This is a genomic window from Lyngbya sp. PCC 8106 (genome assembly GCF_000169095.1).
Classification (GTDB): Bacteria; Cyanobacteriota; Cyanobacteriia; order Cyanobacteriales; family Microcoleaceae; genus Capilliphycus.
The window spans coordinates 1-15,159 of sequence record NZ_AAVU01000038.1 but is presented as its reverse complement, the minus strand read 5'-3'; the positions used below and the strand labels follow the sequence as shown (position 1 = coordinate 15,159).

Annotated in this window: 13 protein-coding genes and 1 pseudogene; 9 read left to right on the top strand and 5 right to left on the bottom strand. The window is 41.9% G+C overall.

Annotated features, from left to right (window positions below):
- Positions 1-152 precede the first annotated feature (152 nt).
- Together L8106_RS21485 and ltrA are read right to left on the bottom strand one after the other, a co-directional pair.
- Positions 153-1,439: an RNA-guided endonuclease TnpB family protein gene (locus tag L8106_RS21485; RefSeq protein ID WP_009786560.1), complete on the bottom strand. Its 1,287-nt coding sequence runs from the start codon at positions 1,437-1,439 to the stop codon at positions 153-155.
- An 8-nt stretch (positions 1,440-1,447) separates the two neighbouring features.
- Positions 1,448-3,148 (bottom strand): group II intron reverse transcriptase/maturase, encoded by a 1,701-nt coding sequence (ltrA, locus tag L8106_RS21480; protein ID WP_009784645.1) that lies wholly within the window; start codon positions 3,146-3,148, stop codon positions 1,448-1,450.
- A gap of 1,526 nt (positions 3,149-4,674) precedes the next feature.
- Here ltrA and ndhL point away from each other — a divergent pair.
- The 7 genes and pseudogenes from ndhL (at position 4,675) to L8106_RS33885 (ending at position 8,735) form a co-directional block, all read left to right on the top strand.
- The gene (ndhL, locus tag L8106_RS21475; protein WP_009786559.1) at positions 4,675-4,908 is read left to right on the top strand and encodes an NAD(P)H-quinone oxidoreductase subunit L; all 234 of its coding nucleotides are present in this window, start codon (positions 4,675-4,677) and stop codon (positions 4,906-4,908) included.
- On the top strand, positions 4,908-5,234 hold the full coding sequence (locus L8106_RS21470) for a DUF3007 family protein (RefSeq protein WP_009786558.1): 327 nt from the start codon (positions 4,908-4,910) through the stop codon (positions 5,232-5,234). The genes ndhL and L8106_RS21470 overlap by 1 nt, the downstream gene beginning before the upstream one ends.
- 59 nt (positions 5,235-5,293) lie before the next feature.
- Positions 5,294-6,109, top strand: a complete 816-nt coding sequence (trpA, locus tag L8106_RS21465) for a tryptophan synthase subunit alpha (protein WP_009786557.1) — start codon at positions 5,294-5,296, stop codon at positions 6,107-6,109.
- Between the two features lie 831 nt (positions 6,110-6,940).
- Complete coding sequence (locus L8106_RS21460) at positions 6,941-7,888, top strand: ribonuclease Z (RefSeq protein WP_009786556.1); 948 nt, start codon at positions 6,941-6,943, stop codon at positions 7,886-7,888.
- Between the two features lie 88 nt (positions 7,889-7,976).
- Positions 7,977-8,393: pseudogene (locus L8106_RS21455) on the top strand (XisH family protein).
- Positions 8,381-8,551, top strand: a complete 171-nt coding sequence (locus L8106_RS33890; protein ID WP_009786553.1) for an element excision factor XisI family protein — start codon at positions 8,381-8,383, stop codon at positions 8,549-8,551. The pseudogene L8106_RS21455 and the gene L8106_RS33890 overlap by 13 nt, the downstream one beginning before the upstream one ends.
- Complete coding sequence (locus tag L8106_RS33885) at positions 8,535-8,735, top strand: element excision factor XisI family protein (protein ID WP_009786552.1); 201 nt, start codon at positions 8,535-8,537, stop codon at positions 8,733-8,735. The genes L8106_RS33890 and L8106_RS33885 overlap by 17 nt, the downstream gene beginning before the upstream one ends.
- Before the next feature lie 26 nt (positions 8,736-8,761).
- Here L8106_RS33885 and L8106_RS21445 read toward each other — a convergent pair whose 3' ends face one another.
- Entirely contained in the window at positions 8,762-9,367 is a 606-nt protein-coding gene (locus tag L8106_RS21445; protein WP_009786551.1) for a hypothetical protein, read from the bottom strand.
- Between the two features lie 276 nt (positions 9,368-9,643).
- On the opposite strand from L8106_RS21445, the gene L8106_RS21440 reads away from it, so the two are divergent.
- Together L8106_RS21440 and L8106_RS21435 are read left to right on the top strand one after the other, a co-directional pair.
- Positions 9,644-11,857: a transketolase gene (locus tag L8106_RS21440; RefSeq protein ID WP_009786550.1), complete on the top strand. Its 2,214-nt coding sequence runs from the start codon at positions 9,644-9,646 to the stop codon at positions 11,855-11,857.
- A 189-nt stretch (positions 11,858-12,046) separates the two neighbouring features.
- Positions 12,047-14,059 carry an adenylate/guanylate cyclase domain-containing protein gene (locus L8106_RS21435; RefSeq protein ID WP_009786549.1) on the top strand — a complete coding sequence of 671 codons (2,013 nt, stop codon included), beginning with the start codon at positions 12,047-12,049 and terminating at the stop codon, positions 14,057-14,059.
- 7 nt (positions 14,060-14,066) lie between these two features.
- Here L8106_RS21435 and L8106_RS21430 read toward each other — a convergent pair whose 3' ends face one another.
- Both L8106_RS21430 and L8106_RS21425 read right to left on the bottom strand, forming a co-directional pair.
- Positions 14,067-14,762 (bottom strand): ImmA/IrrE family metallo-endopeptidase, encoded by a 696-nt coding sequence (locus tag L8106_RS21430; RefSeq protein ID WP_009786548.1) that lies wholly within the window; start codon positions 14,760-14,762, stop codon positions 14,067-14,069.
- 2 nt (positions 14,763-14,764) lie between these two features.
- Positions 14,765-15,127, bottom strand: coding sequence for a helix-turn-helix transcriptional regulator (locus L8106_RS21425; protein WP_009786547.1), 363 nt, complete (start codon positions 15,125-15,127; stop codon positions 14,765-14,767).
- Between the last annotated feature and the right edge of the window lie 32 nt (positions 15,128-15,159).

Sequence of the window (15,159 nt, the reverse complement as noted above, 5' to 3'; positions counted from 1 at the left end):
CAACCATACAGGAATCACAGGCTCAAAAGAGAGTATTTTAGATGCTTATTGAAGTGGATTGAAAGCAAGTCCCACCGCCCCCTGCATAATTTATGGAAGGTTTAGGGAGATAAGCGATTGACATACTCCCCACGAATAAATTCGGGGGATTCTTAGCTATTGCTAATTCTTGGTTCATCGACACGACTTATTAAATCGGATTTCTCCTCATTAACAGAGGTCGAAGTCTCCCCAAGCTTTCCCTCAAATGAGGCAGCTTCCCAATGCCCTTGGGTACTCTCTTGGTGCGCTTCCTCAAGTGCGGGTTCCCCGCACGAGGTCGCACCGCTGTATTGTTGAAACTCAGTCCCTAAAATACTCATGCCCTTCTTTAAAACATTCAGTGCTGCGTTTGTATCGCGACAAATTTCTGTCTTACATTTAGGACATTTGTGGGTGCGGGAAAGAAGTGTTTTTTTGACCCGAAATCCACAATTAGAACAATCTTGAGAGGTGAAATGTGGGCTAACAGAAACAACTGTTTTACCCCAAATTTTTCCAAAATAGTCTAACCATTGGGTGAATTGATACCAACTCGCATCGGAAATCGACTTAGCTAGATGATGATTTTTGACCATGTTTTGTATCTTGAGGTCTTCGTACACCACAACATCGTTAGATGTCACTACGCACCGGGCTAACTTCACAGCCCAGTCTTTACGTTGGCGTTGAACCTTCAAATGGCATTTACCCAGTCTTTTTCGAGCTTTGTGGTAGTTATTTGATTGGGGTTGAACTCCTTTTACAAACTTCCTAGATAGTCGTCGCTGTAGCTTTTGAATTCGCTTTTCAGATGACCTCAGATACTTGGGATAGATGGCTGCATTGTTATTAGTGTCTTTGTAGAAATAGTTTAAACCGAGGTCTAAACCGACTACTTTTCCCGTATATTCTCCGGGTTCAGAGCGTAAGCCATCAAAGCAGAATTGTGCATAATATCCATCGGCTCGTCTGACTACTCTGACTCGATTAATCTTCAAGGTGAATAAATCTTCTCTAACAGCTTTATTGCAGAATAGAGAGAATTTACCTGCTTTAAACCCATCTGTGAAGTTAATTGATTTACGGTCGTCTGATAGTTTCCAGCCTGTTGTTTTGTATTCAACCGAACGACTATGTTTCTTGAATTGAGGGTATCCTTTTTTCTTGACTCCCTGACGACAATTGCGATAGAAGCTAGATATTGAATTCCAAGCTCTTTCACCCGAGGCTTGACGTGCCATTGAGTTGAGTTTTTTGGCAAAAGGGAATTCTTTCGCCAACTCTTTACAGAGTCGAGAGATACGAGATTGATTGACATCCCGTTCATCTCGCCATAGTCTAACTGCTTTGTTGTCGGGTAGGAGAGCATACGTCACCGCATCTCTCCCCCCTAAGAACCGGACTTGACAGTTTCCCATCATCCGGCTCAAGCCTCCAGAGTCTCAGAACCTTTACCCGTATGTACGTGCTTGTGGCAGGTGAGGTGTAGGTGGACTAGGTTGTCTTCCCTGTTAGTACCCCCATCTTTTACTTGCACTTTATGGTGGGTGTGTAGCTTTTCTCCATTAAACAGGTGTTCACCGCATATTGGGCATTTCCAGTTTTGGTTTTGGGCTACTTTAAATAGCTTTGAACCTCTTGAAAAGTATGTTTTCCCGTAGTTGGTTCTACGTTTTTCCCAGTATTCGGTTAGTTTGGGGTCGTCGGGGGATGCTGTTCCCTTTATTTTGACGTGACGGGTTATTGGTAAGTCTCCGAGCTTCGTTAGGATTAGGTTTTTCCTCTTCCCACTTCTATCTTCGATTATTGCGTGAAAGCTCCATTTCCTGCCGTTAGCGGTGATGAAATACTTTCCTGCTACCCACTTTTTCCCCTTGTTTGGGTGTCTGCTTAGTGACCATCTCCAGATTGCCTGGAAAATTTGGTGGTCAACATAGCTGAACACTTCGCTACTTACCCCGTGTTTATAGTAGTTTCCCCACCCCCTGATTCGGGGGTTTAGGTATTGGATAACTGTTTCAGGACTGGCGTGTTTGTTAGTTTTGAGCCATTCCCGTATTTCTCTAAGGAATAGTTTTACTTTTTCCTTTTGAGGTTTTACTAGACAGCTTCCCTGGAAGTGGCGGACATTGAACCCCAAAAAATTGAATCCTTGTTCTACATGAACAATATTGGTTTTGTCCTCATTTAACTCCAGTCCTCTTGTTTTGAGGAGTTCCTTTACCGAGGGAATTATTTCCTCAATATCCATGAGAGTTTCGGCGGTGATGATGAAGTCGTCAGCGTATCTGACGAACCCATATTTAGGCGCTCTAGGCGATTTGTTCTTCCCTTGCCTTTTCTTGAATTGACTTAGGAATTGCTCGATTCCATCCAGCGCTATGTTAGCTAATAGGGGCGAGATTATTCCCCCTTGTGGTGTTCCGCTTTCCGTTTCATGGAATATTTCGGATTCTACATAACCTGCTTTCAGCCATTGTTTAATTAACTCTCTGCCTGGTATTTCTCCAATGGTTTTGAGTATGAAGTTGTGGCTGATGTTGTCGAATGCGCCTTTGATATCTGCGTCTAATACCCACCTGTCATTTCCCTGTTTATTAAGGCGTGTCCAGGTGTGTTGTATGGCATCGTGACAGCTTCTACCTGGTCTGAAACCGTAGCTACTGCCCGACATTCGGGATTCCCAGCTAGGTTCCAGTGCATTCTTGATTATTGCTTGTGCTATGCGGTTTTTGACTGTTGGAATCCCTAATGGTCTTTGTTTTCCATTGGCTTTTGGAATGTATACCCTTCTAGCGGGTTGAGCTTGACCTATAGTGTAATCCTTCATTTCTTTGATGAGTTTTACTCTTAAAGCGGGGGTGGTTGCCGTCTGACCATCGATGCCGGCCGTACTTTTCCCCTCGTTTTCTTGAGTTACTCTTCGCACAGACAATAGTAGGTTGGAGTAGCTTCTTATCATCAGCTTCATAAGGCTACGAACCTTATTCCACTGTCCGTTCTGAGTTGCTCGATAAATTCTCTGTCTTAGGTTTTTAATCCGTTTATTCACGAGTTTCCAATTAATGGATTCCCATGTCCTTAACGGTTCCTTCGTTCCGATGTCATTGCTGACCCTATCTTTCACGTCGGTTCAATTCCTTTACTTTGATTTATCGCTGAAGACCCGCCAGAAGTCTGCCACCTTTCGGTGTGAGGCAAATTTTGAACCCCTATTCAAGGCATTACCCTTGACTTTCGCTTTCTCTGGCATCCTTTACCCCCTCAGCATCTCCGTCTTCCTTGCGGTTAACCTACTTGGGTTTTCGACCTAGCCCAAGAGCCAGTGGGGTTTACCGTGTTTCGCGTGTGTAATATTCAGTCGGATTGGGTTCCATCTATATTCCGGCAGGGGTTCTACTCCTTCGTCATTGACATCAGAACTTCAACGACTTACCTGCTTACCTTTTGGTCAGGCGTATCAACTCGTTTCGCCTGTTACAGTTCACGGAACTTATGATGGTTCACTTTCGTTAACCCTTTCAGACTTTTCCTTTGCGGGGTATATCAACTGAGTTGTCCGTATACTCCGCTTCTGTGCCTTGCATTCCTTGTGGTTTCATTGCTTACTCCCAAAGTAGGCGGGGTACGTGACCCTTTTACATAGGAATATAGGGAAGGAGTCCTCTAGAGGAGCGGTTCCTCAATTACTTAGCGCTGATGCGCCTTACACGCGACTTTCACGTCGCACCCTGATGAACTGTGCAGTTCTTATGGCTTCCTCCAGTCTTGCATATTGAGACTTGGAACCGTTTAATAGTTTAGCTTCTCTGACAATCATGAAGTCATCTTACCACAAACAAACTCAGATAACATTAATTGTTCGTCTTCGGCTCACGGCTATCCATCCCCATACCTAAAGGCAGGGGCTTTTCGCCATTTTCGGTAAAACAAAACTAAGAAACATCGGGACAACTTCCACTCAGATTGGGTACTAAGAAAACGTATAGTCCCAGGAGTTTAACGACATTTAATATGTTAAGAAGACACGAATCTGTTACCGATGACAAATAATTAGTTAATGTACATTGGGTTAAAAACTTAAAACAGCGTGTCTATAAGGCTTTAAAGTAAGTGGGGGCGGTGGGACTTGAACCCACACGACCGTTTAAGGTCAACGGATTTTCATCCTCTCGCAGCTTTCGCTACTGCTGTTGAACATCTGTCCAGCTAGCTTTGAGAATTGGACTCTCCCTTTACCCTCGGCTTGACGTTAGGGTAGCTCCCGTCGAGTCTCTGCACCTTCCTAGTCCAATCAATAAACTAGGCTTGGCTCAGGATTGCCTTGTCTGTGTTCAGATTTAGGTTTCCCTGAATTTGAGAGCAGTCACTTGAGAGATTTCTCGCCTCAAGGCTCAGTTTTCTAAGTCCGTAGCGTCTACCATTCCGCCACGCCCCCAAGTTTTCACGGTTCTATTCTGTCTTTCAAAGACAGTGTTCTCTACGATAGCACAACCAATTGAATTTATGCAAGCTTTTTGATCGACCGTTGAACTGATGATCTCAAAAGCCATGAAGATCACGATTCAAGACAGCGATCGGGTGTAATAATGGTTCAATGTGCAAAGATGACATCACATCTATTTTCATCTGTTGTTGAATCTGCGAGCAACTATGTCTATCACCTCTCCGATCGCCATTACTTTGATTCTGTATGCGGCTCTAGCGGGTGCCTATCTTTTAGTGGTTCCAGCCGCAGTGTACGCCTATCTCAACAGTCGTTGGTATGTGGCTAGCTCTTTTGAACGGGCTTTCATGTACTTTCTGATGTTCTTCTTCCTACCGGGAATGATTGTTCTCGCCCCCTTCCTCAACTTTCGTCCCAAACCTCGACAGATTGAGAGCTAATGCGACGAATTGATGCGATTGGAATCGGAATCGGAGTCTTTGCAGCCGGGGGTATCGCTTACCTAATCTTACAAGCGATTGGACTAGAAAGCGTCAATGCTGGAATCTGGAGTCAAGTTTTATTAGTCGCCAGTTTAGTCGGTTGGTTATTGAGTTATCTGTTTCGGGTTTTCACCCAAAGCATGACCTATAACCAACAAATCCAAGATTACGAAGATGCGGTTTTGCAGAAACGCTTGGAAGAAATGACTCCCGAGGAGTTAGCCCAACTCCAAACCGAAGTCGAACAAGAAAATCTTAGCCGTCAGAAAACGACAGAAAACTAAAACTTTCCTCATTCCTCCGTTGTTCACACCCGATTCCTTCCTACCCCAAACGATAAACTATGATCTCTGTTTCTGAAAAATTCGAGTCGTTGCGACACTCGCAGTCTACGGACTCAACACAGCGACACTGTGCAATAATTCCCTTTATTACCGCAGGTGATCCTAATCTCGAAACAACCGCTCAAGCCTTGCAAGTATTGGATCAAAATGGGGCGGATTTAATTGAATTAGGGGTTCCCTATTCTGATCCTTTAGCTGATGGGCCAGTGATTCAAGCCGCAGCGACTCGTGCTTTACAACGGGGAACTCGTTTAGAAGCTGTCTTGGAAATGCTCCAAACGGTTAGTCCGAGTTTAAAAGTACCGATTATTTTATTTACCTATTACAATCCGATTTTACATCGAGGAATTGAACCGTTTTTGCAGCAAATTTATAATGCTGGGGCGCGAGGCTTAGTGGTTCCAGATTTACCCTTAGAAGAAGCTCCCAGTTTGTTAAAACCTGCGAGTGAAATGGGGATTGAAGTAACATTATTAGTGGCGCCAACTTCTCCAAAAGAACGGATTGAACGGATCGCTTGTCAGTCTCAAGGGTTTATTTATTTAGTCAGTGTTACCGGAGTGACAGGAATGCGAACCCAAGTTCAAACCCGAGTTCAAGATTTACTTCAACTGATGCGAACGGTTACAGATAAACCCATTGGGGTTGGGTTCGGCATTTCTCAACCCGAACAAGCGCGCTCCTTGCGTGACTGGGGCGCTGATGCGGTGATTGTCGGGAGTGCGGTTGTCAAACGTTTAGCTGAAGGAACACCTTCAGAGGGGCTAGAGGCGATCGCTGAATTTTGTTCAAGTCTAAAAAAGGCAGTCTCTTGAGCAAGTGGTATAAATACAACAATAATCACCCCAAAAAATTGGGGTGAGCCGATTAGATGACCCTGATGTTATATCTTTATATAGATGACCCCGATCAATTAACCCTCTAATCAACTAGCTGATGAATAGACTCGATCACAAATATTTGAAGTCTTGTCTATTCAATAAAAAAAGAACGCTGGAAGTTTAGTGCTCCCATAAACACATCGCTTCCAGCTCCTTGAAACCCTCGTAATGTGCCTTTCTATATTTAATTATTACAGGCAGTTTTTGAGATTACAAGAGGTCTTTTGCAATCACCCACTTTTATAGTGCTTGCTCTGAGCTGAATACCCTGAAATGCCCTGTCTATAAAGCTTCTCATTCTGTAACGACTTTGTATTTTGCTGATCTTGTTTGGATCTATCTGTCCCCTAAACGCCTTTGTTGACAAAATCTTTGGGCTGTGATATGGAAAAAAATAATCTCAGAAATATAACATCTGTTAAAAAGAAATTGAGGGGTAATACCCATCTTTAATATATCGAATTCCTGATCACCCGTAAACTGATTCGTCCGATTTCTCCTTTTAACTAAACCGTTGATCAACCCCATGGGTTAAATTTTCTCGCTTAATATAGTCATAGATCCAACTCACGCACTTTTCACAATATCTCACTTGATCTACAAAATCTTGATCATCTTCAGCAAGAACCTAATTGGCTAACATATTTTGTAGATTTCTCCAATGAGGTTACCGTTGTAAAAATTGCTATAATCCCTTTTTAGTCAAGGTTTCGTTGTATTTATTGATTATTCAACACTCCTGTTCACATCATGGAATGATAAAAAATGCAGATTACTTTTTTAGGAACGAGTTCCGGTGTACCAACGCGATCGCGTAATGTGTCCAGCATAGCCCTACGTTTATCGCAACGGGCGGAACTGTGGCTGTTTGACTGTGGTGAAGGAACCCAACATCAATTTCTGCGTAGTGATCTCAAAATCAGCCAAATTAGTCGCATTTTCGTCACTCATATGCACGGCGATCATGTGTTTGGGTTGACGGGACTGCTTGCGAGTTGTGGTTTAGCAGGAAATGTCAAACGAATTGATTTGTACGGGCCACCGGGACTACAAGAGTACCTGCAAGCCAGTCTGCGTTTCTCACAAACTCATATTTCTTATCCGTTTACAGTTCATCCTGTTCAGCCGGGAGTGGTTTATGAAGATGATGAATATATTGTCAGTTGTCAGCCTTTAAAACATCGCGTCACAGCGTTTGGTTATCGAATTACAGAAAAGGATAAGCCCGGACGGTTTAATGTTGATAAAGCGAAGGCACTCGGAATTCCACCAGGGCCAATTTATGCAAAACTGAAACAGGGAGGGGTTGTCACCTTAGCCGATGGTCGCAAAATTAACGGTTCTCAATTCTGTGGTGAACCCATCGCCGGACGGAAATTTGTTTATTGCACTGATACGGTTTTTTGTGACAGCGCCGTAGAACTCGCAAAAGATGCAGATGTTTTGGTTCACGAAGCCACTTTTGCTCATCAAGATGCAGAACTCGCCTTTCAACGCCTACATTCTACCTCCACAATGGCGGCACAAGTGGCGTTGATGGCGGGAGTCAAAAAGTTAATTATGACTCATTTTAGCCCCCGTTACGCGCCAGGAAATGCGATTTTATTGGACGATTTGTTAACAGAAGCAAAAGCGATTTTTCCGAATACAGATTTAGCTTATGATTTTTTCAGTTATGAAATTCCGAAACTTGAAGAAACGGTTGCGGCTTAAAGGGTTTCAAGGTGGAGATTTTGACTGATAATTTATCATCAACAGAATGGATAGTTTATTGTAAAATGACAGTTTAATAGCCCAGAGTATGCCAGCAAAAGATCTTTACCATGATGCCGTTAAAAAAGCCTTAATCAAAGACGGTTGGGTAATTACGGATGATCCTTATTTTATCAAGTATGAGGATGCTGAACTCTATGCAGATCTAGCTGCCGAAAAACCAATAGCGGCAGAACGACAAGGATAAAAAATTGTTGTTGAAGTAAAAAGTTTTGTTGGCAAGTCTTTAATGTATGACTTTCACGGCGCATTAGGACAATATATTGTCTATCGTAACCTCATTCAACTCACCGAACCTGAATATACACTTTATTTGGCAATTGATGATCTGGTTTATGAAGGATTTTTTCAACGAAAATCTATACAAGCCATCGTCAATACTAATCAGCTTCTTTTAATCGTCGTTGATATCGGCAAGGAGGAAATTGTTGAATGGAAAACCTAGAAAAATATCGCAATATTATCAAAAAAATCTTAACAAAATATTATCAGATGACGGCTTCCCAAGTCAAGAATCCAAAGAAATTTGAGGTCAGTGATCGCCTTGCTTTTGATGAAATTCGAGATCAATATCTTTGGTTTCGCAATGGAATTGAAAGATAAGAAGCTAGTACAACATATGATCATCTATATTTGTATTAAAGATGGCAAAGTTTGGGTTGAAGAAGATTCAACAGATTTATGTGTTATTGATGATTTGCTGTCTGAAGGAATACCTGAAAATCATATAGTTTTAGGTTTTCATCATCCAAGTAAAAGGGGTTTCACAGAATTTGCTGCGACTTAATTTGAACTCAATTCATCATTCATAATTCAATCAACTTGTTCAATCAAATCATGTAAAATCCCTAAAACTTGACCTAAATTACTGAGATAATATTCGTGCAAATCTATTTCTATTCTCTGATCAATCAGTTGTAGAAACTTCCAGTTTGTCCCGGTTGTTACACAGCCGTAAATGGTTTTGATTTCCTGTTGACGACGTTGGTTAAACAGTTGTGCGGCTAACATTTCAGCCATACATTGACCTAAAGCAGCAGGGATATTATCATTTTTGGCTTCAACGAATACGATAAAAGGAACTTCAATGGTGAGAGGATCGGAAGAATAACTAATTAAAAAATCACAGTTTCCACTTAACCCCTTTTCTAGATCTACTGTAAACTCTTGACCTGAAAATAGACTAATTTGAGTCTGAAGTTGGCTTTTGAGTTCAAATAATATCGGAGCGGTGATATATTCAGCTCGAGATTTTTGGCTATCAATTTCTAAGGCTAAAGGAACAAATTTTTCTAAAACTTGGGTTAAAAAAGGACTATACTCAACTTCTGAAATATTGGCAAAGATACCAAATTTTTCGCGAATTTCTATGCCAAAGTTCAACTTAATTTGTTCAATACTAAACTGGTTATAGGGCATACATCAATCACTCGCTGCAAAACTAAAATCCTTTCGGTGAAAACTAGAGACATTGACTCTGATCATAACGCGATCCCATGATCACGGTTAAAATCAGCGCGCGGGACACGACCTCACGACTCAACAATTGTGATCGCCATCTTTGAACTTGTTTGGATGTAACAATGATCTCAGATTATCCTTCACTAAAGCAGATGTAATTGGAATCAGTCCCCATCAATTGTAAAATAAACTTTAAATTGATTCAATGACTGTAAAATTGTTAGGGTATAAAATATGACAGTAGCCGCATCAAAACCCACATCAGCTACACCGGAGTTTTGTGAAGGAATTCAGCATTTTAGTGATAACTTTCCTGAATTTGACACCTATGGGAAAACTCCCATAATTGCCGAAGGCAGTGTATCCATTAGTGATCCCACCGATCCGGCTGCCGCTTATCAGACGTTATTATTCGCCGATGCACTGCGTTACCTGATCCTACAAGTCACCGCCAGTAAAGCCTCTGGACATCCAGGCGGTTTTGCTAGCCAAGTCGAAGCCTACGCTTCCCTGGTGATGTTAGGTCACAAAAACATTATGACCGAAGTTGGGCATCATGCACCGGGATTTTATAGCGCGATGTTTATTGATCGCTCTTTAGAAGACATGGACATTTTCACCGTCCAACAAATGCGCGATCGCTTCCGAGAAATGCACGGACTCCTCGGCCACCTTTCCGGCTACATTCCGGGCTTACTCAACCCCGCAGGCCCTCTCGGACAAGGACAACATTTTGCAATGTCGGCGGCGAAGTTACACCGTGACAAGCTGTTTCCTTTCACTTTGGGAGATGGGGGAATGGGTGAACCCTACCCCGTTAGCAGTATCGCTCACTTCAACACCGCCTACCCAGAAGTCACAAACTTCTTACCTGTATTGGTGTGGAATGGCTACAGCCAGGAGCATCATAGCATGGTCTCCACCAAAACCAGCGAGGAAATGATCGCCTATTGGAAAGGCAACGGTTTCGCCGAAGTGGTGTTAGTCAATGCCAAAGACTTTGATGATCAAAACCAACCCGGAGATTACGTTGATAGTACGGCTTTTTCTTTTGCAAAGCGCATGGAATTCACCCAAGCCGTGTTAACGGGAATGGATCGGGCGGCGAAGTTGGCAATGGGCGGTAAACTCACCATCTTTATTATCAAACAACTCAAAGGCGCCGGGGTTCACGCACGGGGTTCTAAGTCTCACAACCTCTATCCTAAAGACACTCTCGATAGTCCCCATATCATCGAAACCTTGAAACAACGCGCCCTTCCTCCTGAAGTTTGGGAACTGGTGCGAACCAATGCTGTTCGGGCGTCGGGTGGGCCAGCTTCAAAAACGGTTGTCACGGAGTTTGAATATCCTTTACCCGAATTATTGGATGTTCCCTTAAACGAGTTTGCCGTCGGTGGAGATAAACAAGTAGCAACCACTGCGATGGGAGAGTTAGTCGCCTACGTTGGACAAAAAGATCCAAAATTTGTGATCACTAACGCTGATGGAAATGCCGCATCCGGGATCAATAACATTAATATTGCCCTAAAAATTGTTCACCCGACAACCGATGATCTTTATTTCCAAGGGCCAAACGGTCAGGTTTATGAACCCCTGAGTGAAGATGCTTGCGCGGGGTTAGCCGCCGGGTTAGCGTTAATGGGAAGCAGAACGCTGTGGTGTTCCTACGAGTCTTTTGCGATCAACGGTTTACCCATCTGGCAAACGGTAACACAAGCAATGGCTGAGTTACGCCGTCAGACCCCTTCGACAATTACTTTATTCACCGCAGGGGCGTTAGAACAAGGGCGCAACGGTTGGACACATCAACGCCCGGAAATTGAGGCTTATTTTGCGGCGATGATGCGGAATGGCAATATCTTCCCCTTATTCCCCACCGATGCCAACAGTATTCAGGTGTGTTATGACTGGGCGTTAACGACCAAAAATAAAGGCGTTACCATCACTGCGAGTAAGTCACCGTTACCCATCCGTACAACCTTTGAACAAACTCGTCAAGCCTTGGAAAATGGGGCGGTTGTGTTGCAGGAAATAGCGGGCGATAAAACGGTTGTATTTGCGGTGGTTGGCGACATGACGTTAATTCCAGCCTATGAAGCGGCAGAACAATTGCAATCTCAAGGGATTGGGTCTAAGATTGTTTCGGTTATTAATCCTCGTCGTTTGTACCGTCCGAGTGATGTGGCTTGGGAGAGTTGTTCTCAACCAGATGGGGAGTTTATGAGTGATGAAGCGTTTGAAAAGATGTTTGGCGGCGATGCGTTAATTGGGGTAACAGGTGGCGCAAGTTTGATGTTAGAACCGATGATGTTACGCAGCACAACAAAACGAGATACTTTTGCTTGGAAACGAGGCGAAACTACTTCGAGTGCGGGTCAGTTGATGGCGTTTAACAATATTACCGCAGAGGCGTTGGTAAAACGGGCGGTTGAGTTCGTTGGCTAAGTCTCAACTCTAAAATCGGGTTAATTGATTTCCTCCCCTATCTAATTTATTTAGGTAGGGGCTTGTTATAGTAAACAGGGGAGATGGGTTAAACGGATGAGAGCCATTGACGATGAGTATAAAATGGTGTTTATTTGGTCAATGCTGACCCCCAAAGATATTGAAGTTTTTGGCTAATGGATCAAATTCATGCTAGTTGGCCCCTCCGCATTTTTACAATGGTTGAAGCAGAAAGCAGGTCATGTTTCTCTGCGAACCGTTTTGATTGTTCCGTTGATTACACAGGTTGTTACAACTGTTGGTTTAGTTGGCTATTTTTCCTATTATAATGCCCAACAAGCGGTAAATGATTTAGCCTCTCAACTGCGAAATGAACTGACGGCGAGGATTGATCAAAGATTACAAATCTATATTAAAACACCTCATGCGATTAATCGCCTCAATGCGGATGCTTTAGCTCAAGATGAAATTGATTTTGTTTATGGTGAGGGGGTTAATCAGTTTTTACAACAAATCAAAATTACACCCTATGTTAATGGAGTATACTGCGGCGAAGAACGAACCGGAAGTTTTATTGGAGTGAGTCGCAGTCCTCAAGGTAGTTATTATCAGTTGATGATTAGTAACGCATCCACAAACTATCAAATGCAGCTTTATAGTTTAGATGTTAGAGCAGAGCGAATGTATTTTCTCAAAGAACTCAAACCTTTTGATCCGCGTATTCGTCCTTGGTATCGAGCCGCTAAATCTGTAGGTCAAGCAACTTGGAGTGAAGTTTATTTAGACTTTACGACAAAGTTACCGACTCTAACCGCCAGTATACCTTCTTATAGCAGAAATGGCAATTCTTTTTTAGGGGTTTGTGGAGCAGATGTATTGTTATCGGAGGAATTACGTCAATTTCTGAAAAGATTAGAGATTGGTAATTCTGGACAAGCATTTATTATGGAACGTTCGGGTAAACTGGTTTCGAGTTCAACTGATGATCCGTTAACGGTAACAAATGGTGATCGACTTAACGCCTCAGAAAGTCGCAATATATTAGTACAGGAAACCGCACAATATTTGCAGCAACATTATGGTGAATTGAGAAATATCCGATTTTACCAACACTTCAATTTCAAAATCAAAGATGAACGTCATTTTGTAGAAGTTTTACCCTTCAAAGATGGTCGAGGTTTGGATTGGTTAATTGTGTTAGTTGTACCGGAAGATGATTTTATGGGTCGTATTCATGCCAACAACCGCACAACTTTTTTGCTTTGTATTGTTGCTATTATTATCACAACAATTTTAGGTTTAATTACAGCCCGGTGGATTAGTTTTCCAATTTCACGCTTGAGCCAAGCCAGTCAAGCCATCGCTCACGGCGATTTCAATCAATCGATTCCACCCGAAAATATTAAAGAACTGCGAATTTTATCTCAATCTTTTAAGACTATGAATCGACAGCTTCAAGAATATTTTACCGCCTTAGAAAAAACGAATGAAGAACTTGAAAAAAGAGTGGAAGAACGAACTTATGAGTTGCGTTATGAAAAAGAAAAATCTGAACAATTACTCTTGAATATTCTCCCGAAAGCGATTGCAGATCAGCTTAAAACCGGAGAAACAACTATCGCTTCAGCAATGGAAGAAGTGACTATTTTGTTTGCAGATATTGTTGGGTTTACTCCCTTATCGGCGAAAGTTCCACCGATACAATTAGTCGGTTTACTCAATAAGCTATTTTCCAGTTTTGATCATTTAGCCGAACAGTACAAACTAGAAAAAATTAAAACTATTGGTGATGCTTATATGGTGGTTGGCGGTTTACCCCTTCCTCAAGAAGATCACGCCGAAGCAATAGCAGAAATGGCGCTAGAAATGCAAGCCGTGATGGATAATTTTCAAGCTGAAACGATTTTAGGAGAGAGTGAAGACTGCGAACGGTTTCAAATTAGAATTGGTATTAACACGGGTTCGGTTGTTGCTGGAGTAATTGGAATTAAAAAGTTTATTTATGATTTGTGGGGAGATGCGGTGAATATTGCGTCTCGCATGGAGTCATCGGGAGAACCTGGAAGAATTCAAGTTACAGAAGCGACTTATGAACGATTAAAAGATAATTATTATTTGGAATTTAGAGGAATGACTTCTGTTAAAGGACGAGGTAAAATGAAAACTTATTGGTTAATCGGGAAGAAAGATAAAATTATCTAAATCTAATCTAAAACAATTTTCTTTGTCCATCTTGTGATTTTTCGTTTAGATAAATTTGTTTAGAGCCGTTAGGTATGTAAATCCAGTCTAAGTCTTGAAGGCGGTTAGTTAAGTTAGAGATAGTAACACCCAGGCTTTCTCTCATTGCATATAAGTGAGACCATTGTGTTAAGTCTCGTCCTTTTCGTTTTTCTTCTAAAATATAACGAGGCATTAACAAGCAGCTAGCAAAATACTGAGCTTGCCATTCAATCCAGTCAGCTTGCGTTTTCTGATAATTTTTATTAATTTTATCAGTCGTGTTTTTACATAAAAATGGTTGATGATTTTCAACAATATTCCAGGGCAATTCTAGCTGCTCTGAAAGACCATCAGCTTCGTCATGGTTAACATGAAGTATCCAATGACCTACTTCGTGAGCGATTGTAGATTCTAAAAATCCGGGATTCTCTTTCAGTTCAGGAATATCTTCATTAATTTCTATCAGACGTTCAGTTGGATAAATTCTTGCAGCTACACATTGACCATTAGATATAGAAATTTTATCCCAAACAATATCTAATTTTAAAAAATTAACAGCACGTTCCGCTACATCTGGCCATTTAGGAAAATTAGTTGTAGACTGCATTTTGAGGAGAAGATGATTAGCTTCTTTCTCAATTTCAGCTTTAGATAAGCGTCGATAAGATTTAGTTACACCCAACGTTAACTCTCCTCTATTTCGGTTTGATTAGCTTCTTGAATAAATTTTTGCGCTAGTTCAGGATTATCCCGCATTTGACGAAAAAATACTGGCATTTGGGTTGGATACTTTTGATAAAGCTCCTTAACAACTTGGGTGTCTTCTGGAGTAATCCGACCTGCTAAATCTCGTAGTTCCTCCACATCCAATCCTAAATGGTGAGCTAATAATTGAATAATCTCCTCTTTAGGAGGATAGTCAGCTCGACTATTTTCTAACTTCGACAAGTAGGTATAGCTTACATCCACTAGCTTTGCTAGATCGCGTTGACTGAAACCTTTACCTTGCCGAGCCTCACGGATCAGACGACCAAAAGTTTTACTCATGGTTTTTCCCTACTTACCAATATATAGTAGCA

What these genes read in the sequence shown, in the direction of transcription:
- L8106_RS21485 (WP_009786560.1), bottom strand. Translation starts at nt 1,439, where the DNA reads ATGGGAAACTGTCAAGTCCGGTTCTTAGGGGGGAGAGATGCGGTGACG.
- ndhL (WP_009786559.1), top strand. Translation starts at nt 4,675, where the DNA reads ATGTCTATCACCTCTCCGATCGCCATTACTTTGATTCTGTATGCGGCT.
- L8106_RS21470 (WP_009786558.1), top strand. Translation starts at nt 4,908, where the DNA reads ATGCGACGAATTGATGCGATTGGAATCGGAATCGGAGTCTTTGCAGCC.
- trpA (WP_009786557.1), top strand. Translation starts at nt 5,294, where the DNA reads ATGATCTCTGTTTCTGAAAAATTCGAGTCGTTGCGACACTCGCAGTCT.
- L8106_RS21460 (WP_009786556.1), top strand. Translation starts at nt 6,941, where the DNA reads ATGCAGATTACTTTTTTAGGAACGAGTTCCGGTGTACCAACGCGATCG.
- L8106_RS33890 (WP_009786553.1), top strand. Translation starts at nt 8,381, where the DNA reads ATGGAAAACCTAGAAAAATATCGCAATATTATCAAAAAAATCTTAACA.
- L8106_RS33885 (WP_009786552.1), top strand. Translation starts at nt 8,535, where the DNA reads ATGGAATTGAAAGATAAGAAGCTAGTACAACATATGATCATCTATATT.
- L8106_RS21445 (WP_009786551.1), bottom strand. Translation starts at nt 9,367, where the DNA reads ATGCCCTATAACCAGTTTAGTATTGAACAAATTAAGTTGAACTTTGGC.
- L8106_RS21440 (WP_009786550.1), top strand. Translation starts at nt 9,644, where the DNA reads ATGACAGTAGCCGCATCAAAACCCACATCAGCTACACCGGAGTTTTGT.
- L8106_RS21435 (WP_009786549.1), top strand. Translation starts at nt 12,047, where the DNA reads ATGCTAGTTGGCCCCTCCGCATTTTTACAATGGTTGAAGCAGAAAGCA.
- L8106_RS21425 (WP_009786547.1), bottom strand. Translation starts at nt 15,127, where the DNA reads ATGAGTAAAACTTTTGGTCGTCTGATCCGTGAGGCTCGGCAAGGTAAA.